Origin of the sequence: Microbacterium sp. BWR-S6Y (assembly GCF_041379845.1) — a bacterium.
Classification (GTDB): domain Bacteria; phylum Actinomycetota; class Actinomycetes; order Actinomycetales; family Microbacteriaceae; genus Microbacterium; species Microbacterium hydrothermale.
Genome location: NZ_JBFECV010000004.1, coordinates 246,910 through 268,614, shown reverse-complemented (window position 1 = coordinate 268,614; position 21,705 = coordinate 246,910). Strand labels below are relative to the sequence as shown.

At 69.1% G+C, this 21,705-nt stretch carries 27 protein-coding genes; 9 read left to right on the top strand and 18 right to left on the bottom strand.

The annotated features are described in order from the left end of the window. Positions 1–18: 18 nt before the first annotated feature. Genes AB1K56_RS10710 through AB1K56_RS10700 form a run of 3 tightly spaced genes read right to left on the bottom strand, consistent with a single transcriptional unit; the run spans position 19 to position 1,317 of the window. Positions 19–396 (bottom strand): PPOX class F420-dependent oxidoreductase, encoded by a 378-nt coding sequence (locus AB1K56_RS10710; RefSeq protein WP_136585920.1) that lies wholly within the window; start codon positions 394–396, stop codon positions 19–21. Next, positions 390–932, bottom strand: a complete 543-nt coding sequence (locus AB1K56_RS10705; RefSeq protein WP_371205618.1) for a 2'-5' RNA ligase family protein — start codon at positions 930–932, stop codon at positions 390–392. Before AB1K56_RS10705 ends, AB1K56_RS10710 begins: the two co-directional genes overlap by 7 nt. 7 nt (positions 933–939) lie before the next feature. Continuing rightward, complete coding sequence (locus AB1K56_RS10700; RefSeq protein WP_371205616.1) at positions 940–1,317, bottom strand: hypothetical protein; 378 nt, start codon at positions 1,315–1,317, stop codon at positions 940–942. A gap of 169 nt (positions 1,318–1,486) precedes the next feature. Here AB1K56_RS10700 and AB1K56_RS10695 point away from each other — a divergent pair, with 169 nt between their 5' ends. Further along, the gene (locus tag AB1K56_RS10695) at positions 1,487–1,819 is read left to right on the top strand and encodes a hypothetical protein (RefSeq protein ID WP_371205615.1); all 333 of its coding nucleotides are present in this window, start codon (positions 1,487–1,489) and stop codon (positions 1,817–1,819) included. Position 1,820: 1 nt separating this feature from the next. Here the strand turns inward: AB1K56_RS10695 and AB1K56_RS10690 are convergent, their stop codons facing one another. Beyond that, a complete protein-coding gene (locus tag AB1K56_RS10690) occupies positions 1,821–2,150 on the bottom strand; it encodes a hypothetical protein (RefSeq protein WP_371205614.1) in 330 nt (109 codons plus the stop codon). A gap of 186 nt (positions 2,151–2,336) precedes the next feature. Here AB1K56_RS10690 and AB1K56_RS10685 point away from each other — a divergent pair, with 186 nt between their 5' ends. Beyond that, positions 2,337–2,792: a MarR family winged helix-turn-helix transcriptional regulator gene (locus AB1K56_RS10685; RefSeq protein WP_136585924.1), complete on the top strand. Its 456-nt coding sequence runs from the start codon at positions 2,337–2,339 to the stop codon at positions 2,790–2,792. Positions 2,793–2,797: 5 nt separating this feature from the next. Here AB1K56_RS10685 and AB1K56_RS10680 read toward each other — a convergent pair whose 3' ends face one another. Beyond that, the gene (locus tag AB1K56_RS10680) at positions 2,798–3,112 is read right to left on the bottom strand and encodes an ATP-dependent DNA ligase (RefSeq protein WP_136585925.1); all 315 of its coding nucleotides are present in this window, start codon (positions 3,110–3,112) and stop codon (positions 2,798–2,800) included. 76 nt (positions 3,113–3,188) lie between these two features. On the opposite strand from AB1K56_RS10680, the gene AB1K56_RS10675 reads away from it, so the two are divergent. Continuing rightward, positions 3,189–4,214, top strand: coding sequence for a glycoside hydrolase family 6 protein (locus AB1K56_RS10675; RefSeq protein WP_371205613.1), 1,026 nt, complete (start codon positions 3,189–3,191; stop codon positions 4,212–4,214). A 152-nt stretch (positions 4,215–4,366) separates the two neighbouring features. After that, positions 4,367–5,326, top strand: coding sequence for a response regulator (locus AB1K56_RS10670; protein WP_371205612.1), 960 nt, complete (start codon positions 4,367–4,369; stop codon positions 5,324–5,326). A 94-nt stretch (positions 5,327–5,420) separates the two neighbouring features. Here AB1K56_RS10670 and AB1K56_RS10665 read toward each other — a convergent pair whose 3' ends face one another. Next, positions 5,421–6,899: a glycosyltransferase gene (locus tag AB1K56_RS10665; protein WP_264629998.1), complete on the bottom strand. Its 1,479-nt coding sequence runs from the start codon at positions 6,897–6,899 to the stop codon at positions 5,421–5,423. A 146-nt stretch (positions 6,900–7,045) separates the two neighbouring features. Between AB1K56_RS10665 and AB1K56_RS10660 the strand changes: the two genes are divergently transcribed. Continuing rightward, positions 7,046–8,122 carry a hypothetical protein gene (locus AB1K56_RS10660; protein ID WP_371205611.1) on the top strand — a complete coding sequence of 359 codons (1,077 nt, stop codon included), beginning with the start codon at positions 7,046–7,048 and terminating at the stop codon, positions 8,120–8,122. A gap of 17 nt (positions 8,123–8,139) precedes the next feature. On the opposite strand, the gene AB1K56_RS10655 is transcribed toward AB1K56_RS10660, so the two are convergent. Further along, on the bottom strand, positions 8,140–8,940 hold the full coding sequence (locus AB1K56_RS10655; protein WP_264630622.1) for a fructose 1,6-bisphosphatase: 801 nt from the start codon (positions 8,938–8,940) through the stop codon (positions 8,140–8,142). A 181-nt stretch (positions 8,941–9,121) separates the two neighbouring features. Here AB1K56_RS10655 and AB1K56_RS10650 point away from each other — a divergent pair, with 181 nt between their 5' ends. Further along, positions 9,122–10,789, top strand: coding sequence for a sensor histidine kinase (locus tag AB1K56_RS10650; protein ID WP_371205610.1), 1,668 nt, complete (start codon positions 9,122–9,124; stop codon positions 10,787–10,789). Then, complete coding sequence (locus tag AB1K56_RS10645) at positions 10,786–11,904, top strand: hypothetical protein (protein ID WP_371205609.1); 1,119 nt, start codon at positions 10,786–10,788, stop codon at positions 11,902–11,904. Before AB1K56_RS10650 ends, AB1K56_RS10645 begins: the two co-directional genes overlap by 4 nt. On the opposite strand, the gene AB1K56_RS10640 is transcribed toward AB1K56_RS10645, so the two are convergent. Beyond that, the gene (locus tag AB1K56_RS10640; RefSeq protein ID WP_371205608.1) at positions 11,905–12,540 is read right to left on the bottom strand and encodes a hypothetical protein; all 636 of its coding nucleotides are present in this window, start codon (positions 12,538–12,540) and stop codon (positions 11,905–11,907) included. It abuts the gene before it with no gap. A gap of 78 nt (positions 12,541–12,618) precedes the next feature. On the opposite strand from AB1K56_RS10640, the gene AB1K56_RS10635 reads away from it, so the two are divergent. Beyond that, the gene (locus AB1K56_RS10635) at positions 12,619–14,400 is read left to right on the top strand and encodes a DUF4012 domain-containing protein (protein ID WP_371205607.1); all 1,782 of its coding nucleotides are present in this window, start codon (positions 12,619–12,621) and stop codon (positions 14,398–14,400) included. A 151-nt stretch (positions 14,401–14,551) separates the two neighbouring features. Then, complete coding sequence (locus tag AB1K56_RS10630) at positions 14,552–15,106, top strand: hypothetical protein (protein WP_371205606.1); 555 nt, start codon at positions 14,552–14,554, stop codon at positions 15,104–15,106. Positions 15,107–15,169: 63 nt separating this feature from the next. Here the strand turns inward: AB1K56_RS10630 and AB1K56_RS10625 are convergent, their stop codons facing one another. The 10 genes from AB1K56_RS10625 to map all read right to left on the bottom strand — a co-directional run bounded on the left by AB1K56_RS10625 (position 15,170) and on the right by map (position 21,704). Beyond that, on the bottom strand, positions 15,170–15,862 hold the full coding sequence (locus tag AB1K56_RS10625) for an endonuclease/exonuclease/phosphatase family protein (RefSeq protein ID WP_371205605.1): 693 nt from the start codon (positions 15,860–15,862) through the stop codon (positions 15,170–15,172). 68 nt (positions 15,863–15,930) lie between these two features. After that, positions 15,931–16,788 carry a tRNA pseudouridine(38-40) synthase TruA gene (truA, locus tag AB1K56_RS10620; RefSeq protein WP_371205604.1) on the bottom strand — a complete coding sequence of 286 codons (858 nt, stop codon included), beginning with the start codon at positions 16,786–16,788 and terminating at the stop codon, positions 15,931–15,933. A 113-nt stretch (positions 16,789–16,901) separates the two neighbouring features. Beyond that, positions 16,902–17,459 (bottom strand): 50S ribosomal protein L17, encoded by a 558-nt coding sequence (rplQ, locus tag AB1K56_RS10615; RefSeq protein WP_371205603.1) that lies wholly within the window; start codon positions 17,457–17,459, stop codon positions 16,902–16,904. Between the two features lie 42 nt (positions 17,460–17,501). Then, entirely contained in the window at positions 17,502–18,491 is a 990-nt protein-coding gene (locus AB1K56_RS10610; protein ID WP_076673725.1) for a DNA-directed RNA polymerase subunit alpha, read from the bottom strand. 178 nt (positions 18,492–18,669) lie between these two features. Continuing rightward, complete coding sequence (gene rpsK, locus AB1K56_RS10605) at positions 18,670–19,068, bottom strand: 30S ribosomal protein S11 (protein ID WP_013583990.1); 399 nt, start codon at positions 19,066–19,068, stop codon at positions 18,670–18,672. Positions 19,069–19,104: 36 nt separating this feature from the next. Beyond that, positions 19,105–19,479 (bottom strand): 30S ribosomal protein S13, encoded by a 375-nt coding sequence (gene rpsM / locus AB1K56_RS10600; RefSeq protein WP_076673723.1) that lies wholly within the window; start codon positions 19,477–19,479, stop codon positions 19,105–19,107. A 142-nt stretch (positions 19,480–19,621) separates the two neighbouring features. Continuing rightward, a complete protein-coding gene (gene rpmJ / locus AB1K56_RS10595; protein ID WP_005050492.1) occupies positions 19,622–19,738 on the bottom strand; it encodes a 50S ribosomal protein L36 in 117 nt (38 codons plus the stop codon). A gap of 59 nt (positions 19,739–19,797) precedes the next feature. Continuing rightward, on the bottom strand, positions 19,798–20,019 hold the full coding sequence (infA, locus tag AB1K56_RS10590) for a translation initiation factor IF-1 (RefSeq protein ID WP_013583992.1): 222 nt from the start codon (positions 20,017–20,019) through the stop codon (positions 19,798–19,800). 141 nt (positions 20,020–20,160) lie between these two features. Further along, entirely contained in the window at positions 20,161–20,865 is a 705-nt protein-coding gene (locus AB1K56_RS10585) for a thioredoxin domain-containing protein (RefSeq protein WP_205822656.1), read from the bottom strand. Further along, a complete protein-coding gene (gene map, locus AB1K56_RS10580; RefSeq protein WP_371205602.1) occupies positions 20,865–21,704 on the bottom strand; it encodes a type I methionyl aminopeptidase in 840 nt (279 codons plus the stop codon). Before map ends, AB1K56_RS10585 begins: the two co-directional genes overlap by 1 nt. Position 21,705 lies beyond the last annotated feature (1 nt).

Here is a 21,705-nt window from a genome sequence, read left to right as displayed (position 1 = left end):
GACGGAACCCCGCACGGCTCAGGAACGCAGGCTCGCCGATCCCAGCACGCGCTCCACCGCGATCTCCAGCACGACGCGGTCGGGGTTGACGCGCGGCTGGCGGTACCGGCCCGCGTAGAGCCGAACGGCGTGGGCCACGGCATCCGGATCGTCGCTCACCCGGGCGGGTCCCTCGAAGCTCAGCCATCGCGCTCCGTCGACCGAGCACACGGAGGCGCGACCGCTGCGCTCGGCGTTCACGAACTTCTGCGTGCCGCGCGAGCCGATGACGCGGACGACCCCCTCTTCGTAGGTGAACCCGACCGGAACGGCATGGATGCGACCGGAGCGACCGATCGTCGAGAGGGTGGCCAGGTGGTATTCGCTCACGAAGGCGAGGGCGTCGGCGGTCAGCACCCCTCCAGCGTGCCATGAGTGACCACGTCGGAGACGGTCTTCGTCGCCGTCTCCCAGCGCCGGATGCCGACCGCCACCACGTCGCGCTCGGGCGGGGCCTGCTGGGAAAGGACGTCGAGCGCCTCCCCGAGCCGGTCGAGGGGCACGCGCCGCGCGAGCGTGACGTGCGGGGTCCAGGCGCCCGGTCGCGTGTGGTCGACGTCATCGCCCGCCCCCGCGACCTCGTGCACGCGCGCGTGCAGCGACAGGAGCGCCGCCGACGGCACGACCGACCGGGCGATCACCCGGGAGCGGCCCGCGCCGAACAGCACCGGCGCGCCGAGCGTCATCGGAAGGGGAAGTCCGTCGGCGAGGAGCGCTCCGTCGAGGTTCGACAGCGACCCCCGCACGAGGAGCGTGATGTGCGGGCGGTTGCTCGCTCCGGTGTGGCTCGCCTGGCTGGGCAGAGCGGCCGCGACCAGGGCGTCCCACTCAGCGCGGATCGCCGCATCCGACTCGGCGTCGAAGACGAGTTCGAGGCTGACGATGTCGCTCACGGGCGTCTCACCGAGTCGACCACCACGCGGCCGCCACCAGCGCCGGCTGGAAGAAGAGACGACCGAAGCGCTTCTGATCGGTGTCGAGCCCGAAGGCCGAGCGCCCCTTGCGCCACTGGTCGATGTTGCCCGGGAAGATCGCGATGAAGAACGCCGCCAGCGCGGCGCCGATGCGTCGTCGTTCCTTGGGCAGCGCGATCAGGGCGAGCCCGAACGCGGCCTCCACGACCCCGGATGCCACGACCACCGCGTCGCGATCGAGGGGCCCCTTCTCGACGAGGGCGTCTGGGACCTGAGCCTGGAAGTCCCGCCGCGCGAAGGTGAGGTGGGAGATACCGGCGAACATCATTGCCAGGGCGAGGGCCCAGCGCACGAGCGACTTCATGACAGCACGCTAAGGCGCGGGCCGCTCGGTCCTCTCGGGCTTGACGGGCGATGCGGGACCCCTCTTCTCCCGTGGGGGCGGTTCTAGGGCACGCGTCCCGATTGCGCAACCCCCGGCCTCGGACGACGCGGCGAGGTTGACTGTGAACACGGCGGTCGAGGAGGTGCCCATGACCATGACGGATGCCGAGTCCCCCGCGACCCGCGAGGACGATCTCGACCAGCTGCTCGTGCGAGCGGCCTCCGGCGACTGCGACGCGTTCGTCGCGTTCTACGACGCCACCGCGCCGCGCGTCTACGCCATCCTGTTGTCGCTCACGGGAGTCGCCGACAAGGCGAACCGCATGCTCGAGGGCATCTACGTCGAGGCGTGGGAGCGGATGCGCGGGCGCAACGCTCCCCGTGCCCCGGGATGCAGTGGGTGTCGGCCATCGCGCACCGGCACGCTTCCGCCCGCGCCTGAGCCGTACGGCCCGACCGATCAGACCGCAGCGCGGTCGTGATTCAGGGCGCCTCCGCCGCTGCGGGGGCGGCGTCGTGGACGTCGATGTCGACGGTGAGTCCGCTCGACGAGTTCGCCGAGTTCGCGTACGCCTGCAGGAGGGCGGGATCGAGCATCTCCGGCTCGATGGAGCCGAAGACGAACCGCAGGGGGATCGACGGCTGGATCCAGATGGTGCTGCGGCCGGCGGTTTCACCGGACGGATGCCGCCACGACATCGTGAAGCTCTCGCCACGCCGCAGCTTGGTCGCGATGACGACCTTGATGTGAGCGAGGACCCGGTCGGGGATGTGAATCGCGCGCTCGGAGGAACCGTAGAACAGAGAGCCCATCAGCTCCTCCTTCCGAGGATGCCAGCTTCTCTTATTTTACTAGATTGCCTAACTATCACCAAATGAATTCCCGGGAAATATGCGGAAGACGGACTTCTTGGACGGGGGCGGGAAATAGTTTGGACATCTGGAATCTCGGCGACCGAACTAGAATGGCGCCACGGGGGCCAGACCCGGAGGAGACGCATGACGATCGAGACCGCACACGACCCCGCGACGACCGCTGCACAGGCGGTCGAACGTCTCCGCCTCGCCGAGGCTCGCCTGGCGCGTCGTCGTCAGACCGAGTGCGGGCCGAGCGAGAACGCGCGGGCAGCGATGCGGCTCATCCTCGAACGCGCCGACGCCGGCACCACCATCACGCCCACCGAGATCGCGCAATCCCTCGCGATCTCGACGGCCTCGGTGACCGGCATGCTCGATCGGCTGCACGCCGGGGGGCTCATCGGATTCGTCGCGAACCCGGCCGATCGGCGCAGCAAGTTCGTGGTGCCGTTCGATCGAGACCTCGACCCCGACGCGATCGACCCCGTCACCGCCCGCATCCGCGAGTTCGCTCTCGACCTGCCCACCGATACGGCGGGACAGCTCGCGCTCTTCCTCGACCGCGTGCGCGAGGTCGTCGATGCGGAATGCCGCTGACGGCCTCAGGGGGCCGAGATCGTCTCCGGCTCCGGCTCGTTCGTGATGACCAGGCCGTGCGCGGAGCTGGCCTCGTTCATGAGGTCGTCGATCCACCGGCGATTCAGCTGAGGGGCCCGGCTGCCGTAGAAGTGGAACACCAGGGGGATCGAGGGCGAGATCCACAGGCTGCGCGTTCCACTGCCGTCACCGAGCGGGAAGTGGAACATGAACGGCTCCCCGCGGCGCAGCTTGTTCATGAAGACCATGCGGAGGTGGGAGAGCGTGCGGTCCTCGATATCGAAGGAGTGACCCAGGGTGTTGTAAACCAGTTTTCCCACCAGAAGAGACTACAACCCTTCACCCGGTTAACTACCCCGCCGTCACCTTCTCGACACCTCAACTAGAGTGCTCACCGTGCCCCGACTCCCGCGATTCACCCGCCCTCGGCGCCGCGTCCCGCGCGCCGTTCTGGTGATCCTCGCCGTGGTCGCGCTGGTCGCCGTGATCGCGGCGATCGCGCTCGTCGGAAATCTGGTGAGCACGCTCTTCCAAACGCTCGCCGCTCGCCCGCCGGCCGTCGACACGCGCATCGTCGCCCCCGACGAATCGAAGGCCGCCCAAGCGGCGCAGTCCGCGGAGGGCAGTGCCGACGAGCAGGCCGCCGCGCAGTGGCTCGCGGCGCAGCCCACGACGTACTGGCTCACCCCGGAGATCGACCCCGTCGACGAGGTGTGGGACCGGATCGCGCACCTCGCCGCCGAAGCGCGCGACCAGGATGCCGCCCTCTCCGTCGCGGTCTACGGTCTGCCCGACCGGGACTGCGGCAACCACTCCGCGGGGGGTCTAGACCCCGACGCCTACCGCGCGTGGACCGCCCGCATCGGCGATGCCCTCGGCAACGCCTCCGACGTCCAGAAGATCGTCGTGCTCGAGCCCGACAGCATCGCCCTTTCGTCGACGTGCGGCAGCCCCTCCGACCGCGCCGGATATCTGAAGGATGCCGTGGACAACATCCGCGGGATCAACACGTGGATCTACCTCGACGGCGGGCATTCGTCCTGGCATCCGGTCAACGAGATGGCCGACCTCATCCGCGCCACCGGGCTCCTGCCGGACGTTCGCGGAGTGGCACTCAACGTCTCGAACTACCAGGACACCGCGGCGGAGTTCGCCTACGCCCACGCCCTCTCCGACGCCCTGGGCGGAACGCACGCCGTGATCGACACCTCGCGCAACGGCGCCGGCCCCGCGGGAAGCGAATGGTGCAATCCCTCCGATCGACTCGTGGGCAGCCCCGGCGGCTCGTTCGGAGACGGCGTCGTCGACACGAACCTCTGGATCAAGCCGCCCGGCGAGAGCGACGGCGAGTGCAACGGCGGCCCCACGGCCGGGACCTGGTGGCCCTCCGCGGCTGCGGAGCTCACGCGCGAACAGCGCTGACCGCTCCGCGACTTCCCCCCGTCTGGTGCGGGACGGGCGACTTCGCCGCGAAGTGTGTCAAGATTGCGCTCGTCGCTGTGCCAAGTGACGAACACCGTGTCTCGGGGGAGAACGCGGGCACGACCTCGTGCGAAGCCGGAAGAGTGGGTGAAATGAGCGACAGCTCCGAGTTGCTGAAGACCGCGGTGATCGTCGAGGACGACCCGGACATCCGACACCTCCTCGTCGAGGTCCTCGAATCGGCCGGTTTCTCCACCGTGTCGGTCGGGAACGGAATCGACGGGGTGCGGGCGGTCATCGCCTACCAGCCCCTCATCACCACGCTCGACGTGAACATGCCGGGCATCGACGGGTTCGAGGCGGCGCGCCGCATCCGTCAGCAGAGCGACACGTACATCATCATGTTGACCGGCCTCGAAGAAGAGGCCGACGTCGTGCTCGGGCTGGGCGCCGGGGCCGACGAGTACGTCGTCAAGCCGTTCCGCCCGCGCGAACTGCGTGCGCGCATCGAAGCGCTGCTCCGACGCCCCCGGGGCGGAGAGGCGCAGCCGTCCGCCGCGCCCCGCCAGGACAGCGTCGGTCCGTCGTTCCCCGCAGCGCGTCCCGACGTCGCCACCCCGCCGCCCGCGGCGCCCGCCCCGGCTCCGAGCGCCGCGGTCATCGTGCCGTCGTCGCAGGGACCCGAGCCGCGCACGGCTCCCGCCCCGGCGGCCGGCCCGCGGACCGAGCTGGTGCCACGCCCCGCGGCCGGGGATCTCACCCCCACGGGGGGATCCTGGGTCGCGCACCGCGACCTGCAGCTCGACCCCGACAGCCGCCTGGTCCGTGTCGGCGGGGAGGAGCTCGACCTGACCCGCACGGAGTTCGACCTGCTCGCCACGCTCATGGAGTCGAAGCGGCGCGTGCGCAGCAAGGCCGATCTCACGCTCGTCCTCCGGGGGGAGTCCTACGTGACCAGCTACTTCGTCGGAGAGGCCGACAAGCGCGCGATCGAGGCGCACATGACAAACCTGCGTCGCAAGCTGGGCGACAACCCGGCCAACCCCCGGTACATCGAGACCGTTCGCGGAGTCGGCTATCGCCTCACCTCGGAGTTGCTGGCCGCCCCCTGAGCTCCCCCGACGACATAACGGATGCCTCGACCCTCCCCAGGGCCGAGGCATCCGTGTCTCTGATGCGTTCGGGCGCGATCAGATCCGGTGTTCGTCAGACCTTGAAGCCGTGCTGGCGACGAACGAGCTTGGAGAACATGAGGAGGGTCTGCAGGACGGTGACCACACCGACGATGGGCCACCCGATCCAGAGGATCGAGGACTGCACCATGGGGCCGACCATGACCCAGATCACGGCGAGGGCGATGGCCACGGCGATGAGGACGACCATCGGCGTCCAGTGACCGAGACCGCCACCGCGCTCGGCCTTGGCCTGCATCGCCCAGTTGTCGACCTTCTTGCGGGAGAGGAAGCGGGTCCACGAGCGCACGAAGTGACTGATGCGGATCCACATGAACAGCTCCGCGGGGAAGAAGAGCACCGCGAAGAGTACGTCGCTGCGGTTGCAGTTCTTCATGGTGCGCGCGATGCGGAGGTTCAGCAGCATGGCGATCACCGGCGGGATCAGCCACAGGGGCGAGAAGACGAAGGCGCCGATCGACAGCGAGCCCGCCAACAGCGTCAGAAACGCCACACGCACGAACAGGTTCGTCAGCATGCCGAAGTTCTCGAACCACCGCAGGCGCAGGTTCGGGTGGAAGGGCTGCCCCTTGGTGTCACCGCGCTGGCCGGGCCACATCAGCTCGATCGCGCCGTAGGTCCACTTGACCTGCTGAGCGTCGTATCCCGACAGCGTGGTCATGCCGCCCACGTCGGCCCGCGCGTACGGGCTGATCTTGGTGAGGTAGCCGGCGCTCTTGATCTGGAGCGACAGCAGCGAGTCCTCCACCTCCGAGTCCTTGACCCACGGCGTCGACTGGTGGTTCTGCTTCATCGCGTCGCGCAGGGCGTTGGTGGAGAAGATCGAGAACTGCCCGCCGAGGACCGCCATGTTGCGGCCGCGGAGCATGTTCTGCAGGTTGAACGCCGCGAACTGCGTGCGCTGACCGGCGGTGAGGAACCGGGCGATGACGCCTTTGATCGGCTTGTCGTCGATCGTGTAGATCGCGGAGATCCCGCCGATGCGCGAGTCCGACACCGCCTCGGTCTCGAGATACTCGACGGCCTTCGTGTCGGCGATGGTGTCACCGTCGACGCCGAGGAGGTAGTCATAGCCCTCGACGAGCGAGTAGCCGTAGTTGAGCGCGCCGACCTTCTTGTCGGGGTTCTTTCCGATGTCGTGTACGAAGACCTCGGTGAACTGCTCGCCGAGCTCGGTGTGCAGCTCGTGCGGGCCGCTGTACTCGGACGCGATCTTCACCGTGGCATCCGAGGTGTTGTTGACGACCACGTGGATGACATCCGGCACGCGGGTCTGGGCGAGGAGGGCCTCGATCACATCGGCGATCGACTCCTCCTCGTTGTACGCGGGGATGACGCACCCGATGGTCGAGCGGTGGACCGACGTGTTCTCGAGGACCGCCGCGAAGTCATCCGCGAAGCCGTGCTCCTCCGCCGTCGACGTTGCCGCCAACTCACCCGCGTGGAGGTTGAATTCCCGGGTGGTGGGGGTGAAGCTGCGCGCATCGGTCATGGCGATGTCTTCCTGTCGGTGTATCGGCGTATCGGCCATGTCCCACTCTGGTAGGTTCGCCGCAACGCGACCACCGCACACGAACACCTTCCCCGCAAGATTTCCTCAAGATTTGCGGGCGGTCCCCCCGAAGGAGACGCGACCCCGTGATCTTCCTCGCTCTCCTGGCCTCCATCGCCGCGGCGGGTCTCGCGCTGACGATGCTCTTCCTAGCCCACGGTCGACCCGAGGACGACCGTGGCGGTCCCCGCGCCGACATGGTGCGTTACTTCGGCGGGGCGGCGATCGCCGCGCTGCTGTGCGGGGCGATGAACATCCTCGAAACGGCCGGGGGCGGCGACACGGCGGCCGCGATCGGCAACGCCACCAACCTCGTCGCCGTCGGGCTCATCTGGGCCGGAGCGCGGCGGTTGAATCGCCGTCGCGCCATCGGCGCCGTCAGCACGGCCGCGGGCGCCGTGCTCATGCTCGGCTTCACGTTCCTCATCCCCCTCGACGATGCGACGCTGCTGAAGACGGCCGGACTGACGGTATTCGGCGCGCTGAGTGCACTCGAGCTCGCGCGACGACCCCTCGGCGCCCTGTCGGGGGCGCGGGTGCTGTCATGGACGCTCGGCGTCTACGCCGCGTACAACCTCTCCCGCCTCATCGTGGTCGGCGTCGCAGGAGTCGGCCCCCTGATCGGACGCGGTCCCGTCTCCGCCGAGACGACTGCCGCTGTCAGCGCCGTCGCCATCGTCCTCGTGTCCGTGTCCGTGGTGCGCCTGGGTCGCCAACTCGACGACGCCCCGGCACCCGGCACGCGCGCCCACGACCGGGGCGTGCTCCGCCGCGCGGCCGCTCGGATGCTGGCGACCCGGCAGAGCGTTCGCGCGACGCTCGTGCGGGTGCCGGAGATCGATCTGATCCGCGCGGCCCACAGCGCCGAACGGGCGGACATGATCCTGCGCGCGGTGTCCGCCGCGCTCGAGGACTCCCTCGAGGACGCCGCCTGCGGGATGCCGGGACGCGACACGGTGTTCGCGATCGCTCCCGCGGCGTCCGACACCGCCGAGCTCGAGCGGGACGTACGCGTGGCCTTCGCGCGGCGCATGCCCGAGATCGATTACGCCGACGTGCCCGACCTGACGTTCGAGCATCGCCTGGTCGCCGACGTGGACGAACTCTCTCTCCTGATGGACGCCCTCCGACCACGCCCGCGTCAAGAGCAGCGCGAGGACTGACCGGCCCGAGCGGCCGCTCAGTTCGACCCGGTGCCCTGTCCCCATCCGGGAGCGCGCCCGGTGCTGGAGGAGGTCCCGGTCGTGCCCGTCGAGGCCGCCTGGCCACCGTCGCTGTAAATGGCGATCGGCAGGTACTGATACACCGTCTGCTGCGAGAACGAAGAGTCCGTGTTCGCGGTGCCCTCGACGGCGACGTTCAGGGCGAACTCCAGCGTGATGCCGTACGTGTCGTTCGGGAGCTGCCGGATCGAGGTCGTGGGAACGAGCAGACCACCCTGGAAGCTGTTGAGGAGAAGTCCACGATCGGAACGCAGCGTGTCGGACGGGACCAGCGTGCGGGGATCTGCGCTGAACTGGAACGGGTTGGACACCTGCCCGCTCGTCTGCGCCGTCTGGGAACTGATCGACACGGAGGACAGATACACGCGCCGCTTCTGCGTGAGGACCGCTTTCTCGTCCACGCGCTTATCGACGACGTTGATCGCGAATCCGAACTGCTTCTCGTTGGTCGACGTCCACTCCATCGTGCGCTTGGGGTTGTCGGCCCATACGTCCAGGCGCACCTCGAGACCGTCCGCGACCTCCGAGGTCAGCGACACCGAGCCGTCGTAGGTGAACTGCGAGTCGAAAGGCTTCGCGGTCGCGCTGGCCGCGGGCTCCGGGGTCGCGACGACGACGGACTGGCCGCCTCCGCCGACCTGTCCGGGCAGCGCGTTGAAGAGGTCGGCCACTTGCGTGCAGCCGGTCAACGCCGTGGGGACGACGACGGCCACGGCGAGGGCCGATGCGATCACGCGGGCGCGACGGCGGAAGGGCATGCTCACGGTGTACTCCTGAGGATCAGCGCAGGATGCGCAGAGGTCGCTGAACGACCATCACGCTGCGGGATGCAGGCCTCAGGGGGAGTCTGACCGGTCGTCGTGATGCGCGGATCGCGAGCGGCGAGCAGAGACAGGATGGCGCGCAGAAGACTACACCACTCTCTATACACTCGATCACATGGCATCCGTGAGGAACGTCCCACCGGCGGTTGCTGCGGGAGGGGGACACGACGACGACGACGCGAGCCCCAGCAGCCGCACCCGCTCGGTCTGGTTGCTCCAACTCGTCCTCGGCGCGAGCGTGGTCATCACCGTCCTTCTCGTCCAGGCACTCGAACCGACCCTCTTCTCGCTCTGGTCGTTCTCCTCGGGAGTCGGGGTCGTCATCGCCCTCACCGCCGTGGCGATCGTGGTGCCCTGGCACAGATTCCCCCGCGCGGCTGTCGCGGTGATCCCCTTCGGCGACATCATCGGGATCGGCCTGCTGAGCTTCGGCACCGACCTCCGCTTCGGGTTCTTCTGGGTGTTCCCGATCATCTGGATCGCCACCCACTTCGCACTCGCCTACCTCATCTCGGCGCTCGGCGCGGTCGGCGTGCTCATCGTCGTCGACGCGACGGTCAACGCGACCGGGCCCGTCACCGCCCTCCGGTTGATCGTCGTGCTGCTGTCGCTGACCTTCATCGCCATCACCTCCTTCCTGTCGGCTCGGCAGACGCGCGCCTTCAAACAGCTCCTCCGTCGACAGGCCAGTCGTCTTCAAGGGACCCTCCAGCGCGTGTCCGGTCAGGAGCGGCGCGTCTCGCAGATGCTCAACGGTCTCGACACCGGTATCGCCCGCCTGTCCGCCGACGGAGAGGTCCTCGCCCTCAACGACACGTACGTCGACCTCTACGGGGTCGAGCGCGACGAGCCCCAGCGGCCGGGCGCGGCGGTCGAGTACGCGACGCTCCGCGGGGATCCGCTGCCCGAAGCCGAGCGGCCCTTCGCGCGCGCGGCCCGCGGGGAGCAGTTCGACGACGAACGCGTGTGGCTCTTCGACACCCACGGGGACTGGCACGCGCTGTCGGTGTCGACGCGCCGCCTGATCTCGTCGGACGAGCCCGAGAGCACGCTGCTGATCGTCCACGACATCACCGCCCTGATCGAGGCGGAGCGGGCGCGAGAGCGCCTCGCCGCCACGGTCTCGCACGAACTGCGCAATCCGCTCACCGCGATCGTCGGTCACGCCGACCTCGCTCTGGACGACCCCGACCTCTCCCCCAAGGTGCGCGAGCAGATCGAGGTCATCGCCGGGGCGGGCGAACGTATGCAGAAGCTGATCTCCGAGATCCTCGCGAACTCCCGCGGCGTCTTCCGCGATCAGACGGCGCCCGCCACGGCCGACGCGAGCCGCATCATCGCGTCGTCCCTGGCATCCTTCCGCCCCGCGGCCGCCGCGCGCCGCGTGAGCGTCATCGACGAGCTCCCGCCCTCGGCCGAAGTCCTCGGCGACGCGTTCCGTCTCCGGCAGGCGTTCGACAACATCCTCAGCAACGCGATCAAGTACACCCCCGCCGGAGGATCGATCCGCATCTCCGGAGAGGTCTCCCCAGACGATGTGATCCTGCGATTCGCCGACACGGGTATCGGTATCCACCCCGACGATCTCGCACGCGTCTTCGACCCCTACTTCCGCGCCCAGAGTGTGCGCGACAGCTCGACCCCCGGCACGGGCCTGGGGATGGGCATCATCCGCAGTATCGTCGAAGAGCAGGGCGGGTCCCTCTTCCTCGAGAGCGAGCTGGGCTCCGGGACCACGGTGACCGTCATCCTCTCTGTGCGCACCGAGGCCGAGGCCGCATGACCCCCAGCGACGTGCTGTCCAATCTCGGACTCGCGCAGGCCACCGTCGCCACCCTGGGAACGGTCATGATTATCGGATTGGGGTTCCTGCACCGCCCCTCGCGTTCCGCGCTGCTGTGGTCGCTCGCCTTCGTCCTCGCGATGACCAGCACCTGGGTCTCGGTGACGGGCGCGATTCTCGACGACGAGACCGTGCGGCGCGCGGGACTCGGACTCATGCTCGGTGCCCCGGCCCTCATCTGGTCGGGCTTCCGGGCCCGGCGGGGTGTGCGCTCGATGCCCTGGATCGGCGCCCTGCAGGCCGTGGTCACGGCCGCCGTCTTCGTGACCGTCACCGATCTCAGCGCGTACGGGCTGGCCTTCCGGATCGCCTTCGTGGGGGCGGCCGTCTTCGCCGGTCTGACCCTCGGCGAAATGCGTCACGCCGCCGACCGGCTCGAGAGGCTGGCCCTGCCGCTGGCGATCGTCTCGGCGGCCTTCGTCGCACTCGGCGTCGCCATCCTCGTCTCCGGGCTCTCCGCCCCCGCCAGCATCGGAGACCTCTCCCTGGCGCGCATCCTCAACGGGCTGGCCATGCTGGTCTTCCTGGTCTGCGCGACCGTCTCCCTGCTGTACTTCACCTCCGTCTCGCCCGCCGGGCAGCGGGCGGCGTCGTCGTGGCCGCATTTCGTGGTCACCGCGTCCGCTCGCCTGCGTCGTGCCGCGCGCTCTCGAGAAGAGAGCTGGGCCGTACTCACCGTCCGACTCGACGACCCCCAGCACCTGCGCAGCGCCGCCGGAGAGAACGCGTGGATGCGACTGGTCGGCGATTTCGAGACCGTCGTCGCCGAGACCTTCCCCGCGGAGGCGGACCTCGGACGCGAGGTCCGCGGGCGCGTGGTGGTCGTCGTGGCCCGGCCGGACTCGATCCTCCGCGAACAGGTCCGCACGCTCCTTCGCCGCATCACCGAGATCGACTCGTCCGGCTACGTCGGCGTCCAGGTGTCGGCGAGCGTGGGATGGGTCCCCGCCGAGATGGCGGACTTCGACTTGCCGACCCTCATCGTCGAAGCCGACCGTGCGGCCCTCGAAGCGACCCGCCAGGGCGGCGATCGCTGGGAGCGCGTACGGGCCTGATCAGCCCGTCGTGGTTTCGCCGCCGCCGGCGATGGCGACGGTCAGGCTGTCGCTCGCGGTCTGTTTGGCGAACTCGTTCGACGTCGGGGTGGTCTGAACCAAGAACTCGAAGGTGAACTGGAGGGTGACGAATGTGGCATCCGCCGGCACCTCTCCGACGTTGAACGTCTGCGAATAGCTGTACGGCGCGAGCACCAGGTATCCGGGGGCGTCCGTCTGATCGGACTGCGCGGCGAGCGGCGAGAACGACTGTGCGGCGTTGCCCGGGACGGCCGTCATCGTCGCGCGCTGCAGATAGACCTTCTGCCCGTCATCGGGCGACACCGTCGTCACCATCGACAGGCTGACTGGTTTGAGGGCCGTCGGCGTCCACCGGTCCATCGACAGCGTCGACCAATAATCCACCGTGGCGCTGACGGCTCCCGCGGTGAGCGGCCGTTGCGTGGAGCCGCTCGACAGATCGTTGCGGACGGGCTGCGGAACCGCACTCGCCGTCGCCGTCGGGGAGGGCGACGAAGACGCCTGGTCCGAACCCTGGGCCCAGGGCGGGGCACCGCACCCGGAGAGCGCGAGCGCGCCCGTGACGAACAGCGCTGCGGCGCCGGCAAGCCTCCCGCGCCTCGTTGCGAGCCTCATTCGTCCTCCCCCGGATCGTTCTCTTCAGTGTAGGTGCCCCGTGCGGGGCGACCGCCGACGAGCACCTATCGTGTGCGCGTGACGCGCTCTTCTTCCGCACCCCGTCGTGTTCGCACAGCCACGGTCTTCGCTTCCGCCGTGCTCGGCGTGTTCGTCCTCGGCGCCGGACTCGCCGCGTGGATCGGCGTGCGCGGGGCGGTGGCCGTCCAGCACCTCCGGTCGGCGGAGGCGACGGTCGCGGCGGCGACGGCCGACGCGCAGGATCCGGCCGGAGCCATCGAGCGTCTCAGCGACGCGGCCGCCGACACCTCCGCGGCCCGCTCCCTCACCGACGATCCGATCTGGTCCGCCGCGCAGGCGCTGCCCTGGATCGGCCCGCAACTGGCCGCGCTGTCGGTCACCGCCGCCGCGGTCGACGACGTGGCATCCGAGGCCGCTCCTCCGCTTCGCACCGCGGCCCAGCTCCTCGCACCCGATGCCCTGCGAGGCCCGGACGGGGCGATCGACGTCGCCCGTGTCGCGTCCGCGGCGCCAGCCGTCTCCGACGCGGCAGGCGTGCTGCAGGGGGCGGCCGATCGCGTGTCGGCCATCGATGCCGCTCCTCTCCTCGGCTCGCTCGCCTCCGCGGTGTCCTCGACCTCAGCCACGCTCGAGCGCGCCGCCGCCGACAGCGACGCCCTGCGGCGAGCGACGATCCTGTTTCCGCGGATGCTGGGGGCCGACGGCCCTCGATCGACGCTCCTGCTCTTTCAGAACAATGCCGAATGGCGCTCCCTCGGCGGCGTGGTGGGCGCTGTCGCGCAGGTCGACTCCACGGAGGGGCACCTCGCGCTCACCGCGCAGGCCTCGAGCGGCGACTTCGCCGCGTTCGCCCACGATCCCGCGCTCACCCTGCCGGACGACGTCCGCGGCATCTTCGACACGCGACCGGCCCGGTATCTGCAGAACACCACGCAGATCCCCGACTTCGCCCTCGGAGCGCAGATCGCCCGCGAGATGTGGAGACGGACGCACGGGGTCGACGTCGACGCCGTGGTCGCCGTCGACCCCGTGACCCTCTCCTACCTGCTGCGGGCGACAGGACCGGTCACCCTTCCGACCGGCGACGAGCTCACCGCTGACAATGCCGTCCCTCTGCTGCTCGACGAGGTCTACCGGCGCTTCTCCGATCCGCGCGCGCAGGACGCGTTCTTCCAGAGCGCATCCTCGGCCGTGTTCCAAGCGCTGGTCGAGGGGCGCGGCGACCCGGCGGCCCTCGTCGACGCCCTGACGCGCGCGGGAGCCGAGCGTCGCGTGCTGGTGTGGAACGCGGATGCCGCCGACCAGTCCGTTCTGGACGGCTCGACGCTGCAGGGGGCGCTCCCCGCCTCCGATGGGGAGCGCACCACGATCGGCGTGTATCTCGACGACGGCACGGGGTCCAAGATGGACTACTACCTCCATCCGGACATCGAGGCCGGATGGTGCGGCGACGACCGGGTCGTCGTCCGCGTGGCCCTCCGGAACGGCGCGCCAGATCCCGCGACTCTCCCCGCCTACGTCACGGGCGGCGGTGATTACGGAGTGCCCGTCGGCGACGCGCTGACCGGTGTCTACGTCTATCTCCCGCGCGGCGCCGAGGTGACCGCCCGACGCACGACATCGGACGACGACACCCCCTCGGGCTTCGCGGACGGGACGCACGATGGTCTGCCCGTCGTCAAGTGGTCGGTCCAGCTGGCGCCCGGCCGCTCCGGGGTGCTGGAGCTGGACGTACGGATCCCGACGACGCCGCGGCTGGACGTCGTCTCGACGCCGACGAGCGATCCGACGGAGGTGGCCCGAACGGGTGCGTGCCCCACGCTCGAGGGAGCCGGATGAGACGCCCGTCGCGGGTGAAGTCCGGTGAGGCGGGGCGTGAAAGCGGCCTCGACGCGCCGAGTCCCTCCCCGGTCGTGGGGAAGACTCCCGATGGAGCGGCGCGTTCCGCTTCGATCACCGGCTCGACCACGCCAAGCAGATGGGGCACACCATGAAGACCACGATCATCCGGGCCGTCGCCGCGCTGTCGCTCGCCGCAGCGGCGCTGATGGCACCGACAGCCGCCAACGCCTACACCGACCCTGCCGTCGTGACCGTATCGCCCTCGGTCGCCACGCCCGGCGGAGTGGTGACGTTCACGACCGGCCGCGCCGCGTTCCAGGGCAGCGAAGACATCGCCATCTCGGCCACCGGCACGGCGGCCAAGGGCCTCGCGCTCGCCTCGGTCACGACCGAGACGAACGACACGCTGCGTTCTCAGGCGATCAACGGCAACCTGAACGCCCAGGTCCGCTTCCCCACGACGGCGAAAGGCGTCTACTCCTTCACGTTCACCGGAACGCAGAGCGGAGTGGTCCTCCACGCGAGCGTGACGGTGAACGCGGCGGGAGCGCCGAGCGCGCCGGCTCGAGGCGGGCTCGCCGTCACCGGCTTCGACGCGGGCAGCACGACGGGCCTGTGGCTGACCGGCGCGGCCCTTCTCGCCGGAGGCGCGGCCGTCGGCATCGGCACCGTCGTCCGCCGCCGCCGCGCCAGCAAGAGCTGATACCCCACCCGAGAGAAGAGGGGGCCGTCCGCAGACGGCCCCCTCTTCGTCGTGTCCGACCGCTTAGTCGCGCAGCGGCGAGTGCGGTGCCGACACCTGCGCCGTGATGAGGATCGGCAGGTGATCGCTCAGCCCCTGGGGCAGGGTCTTGATGTGCGCGATGTCGAAGCCCACCGACGTCGCGAAGTCGTAGTGGCCGCGGAAGAACCGGTACCGCGTGTACGTCCGGGTGTCGCTCAGGGTGAGCTCGTACCCCTGATCACGCACCTTCTGACCGAGGTTCTCTTTGAAGACGGGGTAGTTGTAATCGCCCACCATGAGGGCGGGGAGCCCCGGTCCCAGGTTCTGCAGTTCGGTGAGCGCTGTCCGGATCTGGTGACGACGCAGCGAGTTCAGCGCCGTGAGCGGCGCCGCGTGGAACGAGGCGACGATCACGTCGCGCCCCTGATCGATGTCGCGAAGGCGGACCCCGAGCATGCGTTCCTCGGCCGGCTTCAGGACGTAGTCGTGCAGGGATTTCTTCAGCGCGATGGCCCGCACCTCTTCGGCGCGGAACGTGTTCTCGCGGAAGTACAGCGCGAGTCCGAGCCGGTTGCGCTGCGTGGCCTCGGCGAGACGGAGGCCGCCGATGCGCTCCGGGATGTCGGTGGCGTCGCACTCCTGCAGACAGAGCACGTCGATCTCGTGCTCTTCGACGAGCGCGTCGAGCTCCCCCGCCGCGCGGTGCTTGTTGAGGTTGTACGAGATGACCTTCATGGCCTGGTCAGCATACGACCTGCGCCGATGGCCACCTGCGGGGGTTGCGCGGGGTCGGGGAGGGCGAATCAGGATGCCGCGTCGTCGGCATCCCTCCGGTTGCGCGTCTGCTCGGCGCGCGCCGCGAGCAGCTCATCGGCGGGGTAGCCCACCTCGGCGAGCACGAGACCGCGGGCGGCGAGGACCTTCGTCTCGGGGATACGCAGTCGCGCGTCGCGGATGGCGACGACGTCGTCGATCTCGATGCGCCCCTCCCCCACCGCCACGCACGCCCCCACCAGCGCACGCACCATGCTGTGGCAGAACGCGTCGGCACGGACGTTCGCGACCAGCACCCCGTCCGCCCCGCGGTGCCAGTCGTACTCGAGCAGGGTGCGGATCGTCGTCGCCTCTTCGCGCGCCTTGCAGTAGGCCGCGAAGTCGTGGAGTCCGATGAGGCGCCCGGCCGCGGCATCCATCGCCTCGACGTCGAGAGCGCTGCGGAGCGTGGTGGTGCGGGCGCGGTCGAGAGGGTCGTAGGCGGTCGCCGCGTCCGCCAGACGGTACGTGTACCGCCGCCAGACGGCGGAGAACCGCGCGTCGAAGCCCTCGGGAGCCCGGGACGTCCTCCGCACCGTCACATCGGGATAGGCGCCCAGCACGCCGCGTACGCGGCCGGCGAGAGCAGCGACGGCGTCGGACTCGTCGTTGTCTCGACGTCGGCGTGGCAGGCGGGCGGCCTGATCGGGGTCGAGATCGAGGTGGGCGACCTGACCGGAGGCGTGCACCCCCGCGTCGGTGCGGCCGGCCACGATGAGGCGGGGCCCGCCGCCGACGATCCGCGCGAGGGCGTCCTCGAGGACGCCCTGGACCGTTCGCAGGCCGGGCTGGCGTGCCCACCCCCGGAAGTGGGCGCCGTCGTAGGCGATGTCGAGGCGAATGCGCACCCGTCCAGCCTACGAGCGCGGCGGAAGGGCGAACGACGAGGGCCCGACCGAGGGCGGGGTGGAACGACGAAACCCCCGCCCGAAAGGGCGGGGGTTTCGTGCGAGCGAGAGGCTCAGGCCTTGGCGTCGTCCTGGACGGCGTCGTCGGCGGCGGCCTCGGCGGCCGCGCCTTCCTCGGGCGACTCGGCGCCGGCGGCGGCGGCCTCGTCGGTCGAGGTCTCCTCGGCGGCGGGCTCTTCCGCGGCGGGCTCCTCAGCGGCCGGAGCAGCGGCGGCGGGAGCCGCGGCGGCCTTGGTCGGCGTCTTCTTGGCGACGGGCTCGAGGACGAGCTCGATCACGGCCATCGGGGCGTTGTCGCCCTTGCGGTTGCCGACCTTGGTGATGCGGGTGTAGCCGCCGTCACGCTCGGCCACCAGGGGCGCGATCTCGGTGAAGAGGGTGTGAACGACCTCTTTGTCGCCGATGACGCTCAGCACGCGACGACGCGCGTGCAGGTCGCCGCGCTTGGCGAAGGTGATCAGGCGCTCGGCGAGCGGACGAAGGCGCTTGGCCTTGGTCTCGGTCGTCTTGATGGACTTGTGCGTGTAAAGAGCTGCCGCGAGGTTCGCGAGAAGCAGACGCTCGTGGGCCGGGCCGCCTCCGAGGCGGGGACCCTTCGTGGGCTTGGGCATGTCGTGTTACTCCAGGGAAAGGTTCGGTCGGGTCCGACGGGGTCAGACGGTCTCTTCGTCGTAGCCGCTGTAGAACTGGGCGCCGTCGAAGCCGGGCACCGAGTCCTTGAGCGAAAGGCCGAGGGAAGTGAGCTTGTCGCGCACCTCGTCGACCGACTTCTGACCGAAGTTGCGGATGTTCATCAGCTGCGTCTCCGAAAGGGCGACCAGCTCCGAAACGGTGTTGATGCCCTCGCGCTTGAGGCAGTTGTACGAGCGGACCGAGAGGTCGAGGTCTTCGATCGGCATCGACAGCTCGTTCGAGAGGACGGTCTCGACCGGCGCGGGGCCGATCTCGATGCCCTCGGCCTCGACGTTCAGCTCGCGGGCGAGACCGAACAGCTCGGTGAGGGTGCGGCCGGCCGAGGCCACGGCGTCGCGCGGGGCGATGGAGGCCTTGGACTCGACGTCGAGGACGAGCTTGTCGAAGTCGGTGCGCTCACCGGCACGGGTGGCGTCGACGCGGTAGCTGACCTTGAGCACGGGCGAGTAGATCGAGTCGATCGGAATCTGACCGGCCTCGGCGTACTCGTTGCGGTTCTGCGTCGCCGAGACGTAGCCGCGGCCGCGCTCGATCGTCAGCTCGAGCTCGAACTTGGCGGTGTCGTTGAGCGTCGCGATGACCAGCTCGGGGTTGTGCACCTCGACACCCGCCGGAGCGGAGATGTCGGCGGCGGTGACCTCACCGGCGCCGGTCTTGCGCAGGTACGCCGTGATGGGCTCGTCGCGCTCGCTCGAGACGACCAGCTGCTTGATGTTCAGGATGATCTCGGTGACGTCTTCCTTCACGCCCGGGATGGTGCTGAACTCGTGCAGGACGCCGTCGATGCGGATGCTCGTGACGGCCGCGCCGGGGATCGACGAGAGGAGGCTGCGGCGCAGCGCGTTGCCGATCGTGTAACCGAAGCCGGGCTCGAGCGGCTCGATGATGAAACGGCTGCGGAACTCCCCGATCTTCTCCTCGGTCAGAGTGGGACGCTGTGCGATGAGCACTATGTGTTCCTTTCGATCACGTGCCCGCTATATGACACGTGTAATGGGGTGAGGTGTTGAGTTGTACTCGCGGGATGCCGGTCGACCGCGACGGCGGGCTCTCGGCATCCGGAAGTCTGAGTCGCGCGCGAGCGCGGCGTTCCCGGGGAGTGACGAGCACTCCCCGGGAACGATCGCGTCAGACGCGGCGGCGCTTGGGCGGACGGCAGCCGTTGTGGGCCTGCGGCGTCACGTCCTGGATCGAGCCGACCTCGAGACCGGCAGCGGTCAGCGAGCGGATCGCGGTCTCACGACCCGAACCCGGACCCTTCACGAAGACGTCGACCTTCTTGACGCCGTGCTCCTGGGCCTGGCGAGCGGCCGACTCCGCGGCCATGCCGGCGGCGTACGGCGTCGACTTGCGCGAGCCCTTGAACCCGACACCGCCGGACGAGGCCCAGCTGATGACGGCGCCCGAGGGGTCCGTGATCGAAACGATGGTGTTGTTGAACGTCGACTTGATGTGGGCCTGACCCACGGCGATGTTCTTCTTCTCTTTGCGGCGCGGCTTGCGCGCGGCGGACTTGGCCTGTGCCATGTGCGTTCTCCTGAATCCTGACGCTCAGCCCGCGGCTTAGCGCGCCTTCTTCTTGCCGGCGACGGTGCGCTTGGGACCCTTGCGGGTACGCGCGTTCGTCTTCGTGCGCTGACCGCGCACCGGGAGGCCGCGGCGGTGGCGCAGGCCCTCGTAGGAACCGATCTCGACCTTGCGGCGGATGTCGGCGGCCACCTCGCGACGGAGGTCACCCTCCACCTTGTAGGTGCCTTCGATGTGGTCGCGGAGCGCGACCAGCTGGTCGTCGGTGAGGTCCTTGACGCGGATCTCCTGGCTGATGCCAGTGGCGTTCAGGATCTCGACGGAGCGGGTGCGACCCACGCCGTAGATGTAAGTAAGTGCGATCACCACGCGCTTGTCGCGCGGGATGTCGACGCCGGCGAGACGTGCCATGCGGCTCTCCTCAGAGTGTCGTGGAGGTGTGGAGCAGGATCGGTGCTCGGGCCTCCGCCCCGAGGTGTCCCCCGCCCGCTCGCGCGGATGGGATCTGATCCTGCCGGTGTGTATTCAGTTGAAAAGGTGTCGAGCTGGAAGCTCAGCCCTGGCGCTGCTTGTGGCGCGGGTTGCTCTTGCAGATCACCATCACGCGCCCGTGGCGACGGATCACCTTGCAGTGGTCGCAGATGGGCTTGACGGAGGGGTTGACCTTCATGATGTTCCTGTTTCGCTGTCTTCGAGACCGCTGCGCGGCTCGTTACTTCTCGGCCGGACTCAGCGGTAGCGGTAGACGATACGACCGCGGGTGAGGTCGTAGGGGCTCAGTTCGACGACGACGCGGTCCTCCGGGATGATGCGGATGTAGTTCTGCCGCATCTTGCCCGAAATGGTGGCGAGCACCTTGTGACCGTTCGTCAGTTCGACACGGAACATCGCGTTGGGCAGTGCCTCGGACACCGTGCCCTCGATCTCGATGACACCGTCTTTCTTCGCCATAAACTCGCTCACGCTCAGTTGCAGACCGGCCGGTCTGCGGTGGATGGGGATTCGGTGCTTCGACACGCCAATGAAGGCGCAACGCACCAAAGATCAAGCATACGTGGTATTACTTCCCCCGGCAACTCGCCGGGGGACGCCTCACCCGTTGAGTCGGGCGACGATGTCCTTCTGCGGGTCGCCGGACAGGTCGTTCTGGTTCGACAGGACGGTGCCGTTCACCGCGATGGTCGGGGTGGCGACCCCGCTCTGACCGGGCTGGACCGGCGTCTTCTGCGTCATCGCGGTGACGAACTTCGTGTACGTGCCGTCGTTGATGCACGAGGTCACGGCATCCGAGGCTCCGGCGGTGGTCGCGATGGAGGCCAGCGTGGCGTCGTCGAGGCCCGAGGTGTTCTCCTTGGGCTGCTGGGCGTACATCGCCTTCACGAAGGCGGGGATGTTCGCCGCGTCGTCGACGGCGACGCAGTAGGCGGCGTTCGCCGCACGGGTCGAGTACTGCGTCCCCTGCGACAGGCGGTCGAGGATGGCGATGGGGTGGATCTTCAGCGTGATGGTGCTGTCATCCGCGAGCTGCTGCAGGGTGGGTCCGTAGGCCTGCTCGAAGGAGTTGCAGACCGGGCACATGAAGTCGACGTAGGTGTCGACCGTCTTCTCGCCCGAGCCGACCGAGATCGCTCCGGTCTCGGTGTCGACCGCCGACGACTGCGGCAGCGTCCCCGGCGAGGTCGCCTGGCTGTTGGCGAAGAAGACCACTCCCCCGATGATCAGCACCACGACGACGACAGCCGCCGTGATCCCGATCGCGAACCAGTTCGTGGACTTGCGGACAGCCGCCATCATCATCAGTCGATCTCCTTCGGCACCACGCCGAACGGCGCCAGTTTCTCGGCACCGCCGTCGTGAGCGGTGAGGACCCAGATTCCTCCATCATGCACGGCGACACTATGTTCCCAGTGGGAGCCGTCTGTGCCGTCGACGGTCGACACCGTCCACCCGTCGTCTTCGACCAGCGTCTGCTGGTCTCCGATGACGACCATGGGCTCGATCGCCACGGCCAGCCCGGGGCGGACTTCTGGACCGCGATCGTCGACCGCGTAGTTGAAGATGCTCGGCGACTCGTGCATCTTGCGTCCGATGCCGTGCCCCACATAGTCGCGGAGGATGCCGTACCCGCCGTCGGGCGCGTGCTGCTCGATGTACGCCTGGATAGCGGCACCCACCTCGCCGAGATGGGTCGCGCGACTGAGGGCGGCGATACCCGCCCACAGCGAGCCTTCGGTGACCTCCGACAGGCGACGGCGAGGGGCGACGACCTCTGCGGGCGCCTCCCCGGGGACGATCACCGTGAACGCCGAATCGCCGTTCCATCCCTGGAACTCGGCGCCCGCGTCGATCGACAGGATGTCGCCCGCGCGCAGCGCGCGGTCGTTCGGGATGCCGTGCACCACCTGCTCGTTGACGGACGCGCAGATGGTGTGCCGGTAGCCGCGCACCATCTGAAAGTTCGACTTCGCCCCGCGGGCGCCGATAACCCGCGCGGCCTCCGCGTCGAGCTGGAGGGTGGTGATGCCTGGTTCGATGAGACGGCGGACGGCGTCGAGCGCGTCAGCGGTGATCAGCCCGGGCTCGATCATCGAGCGCAGCTGGGCCGGCTTCTTGTAGATCGAGGAACGCAGTCCCACG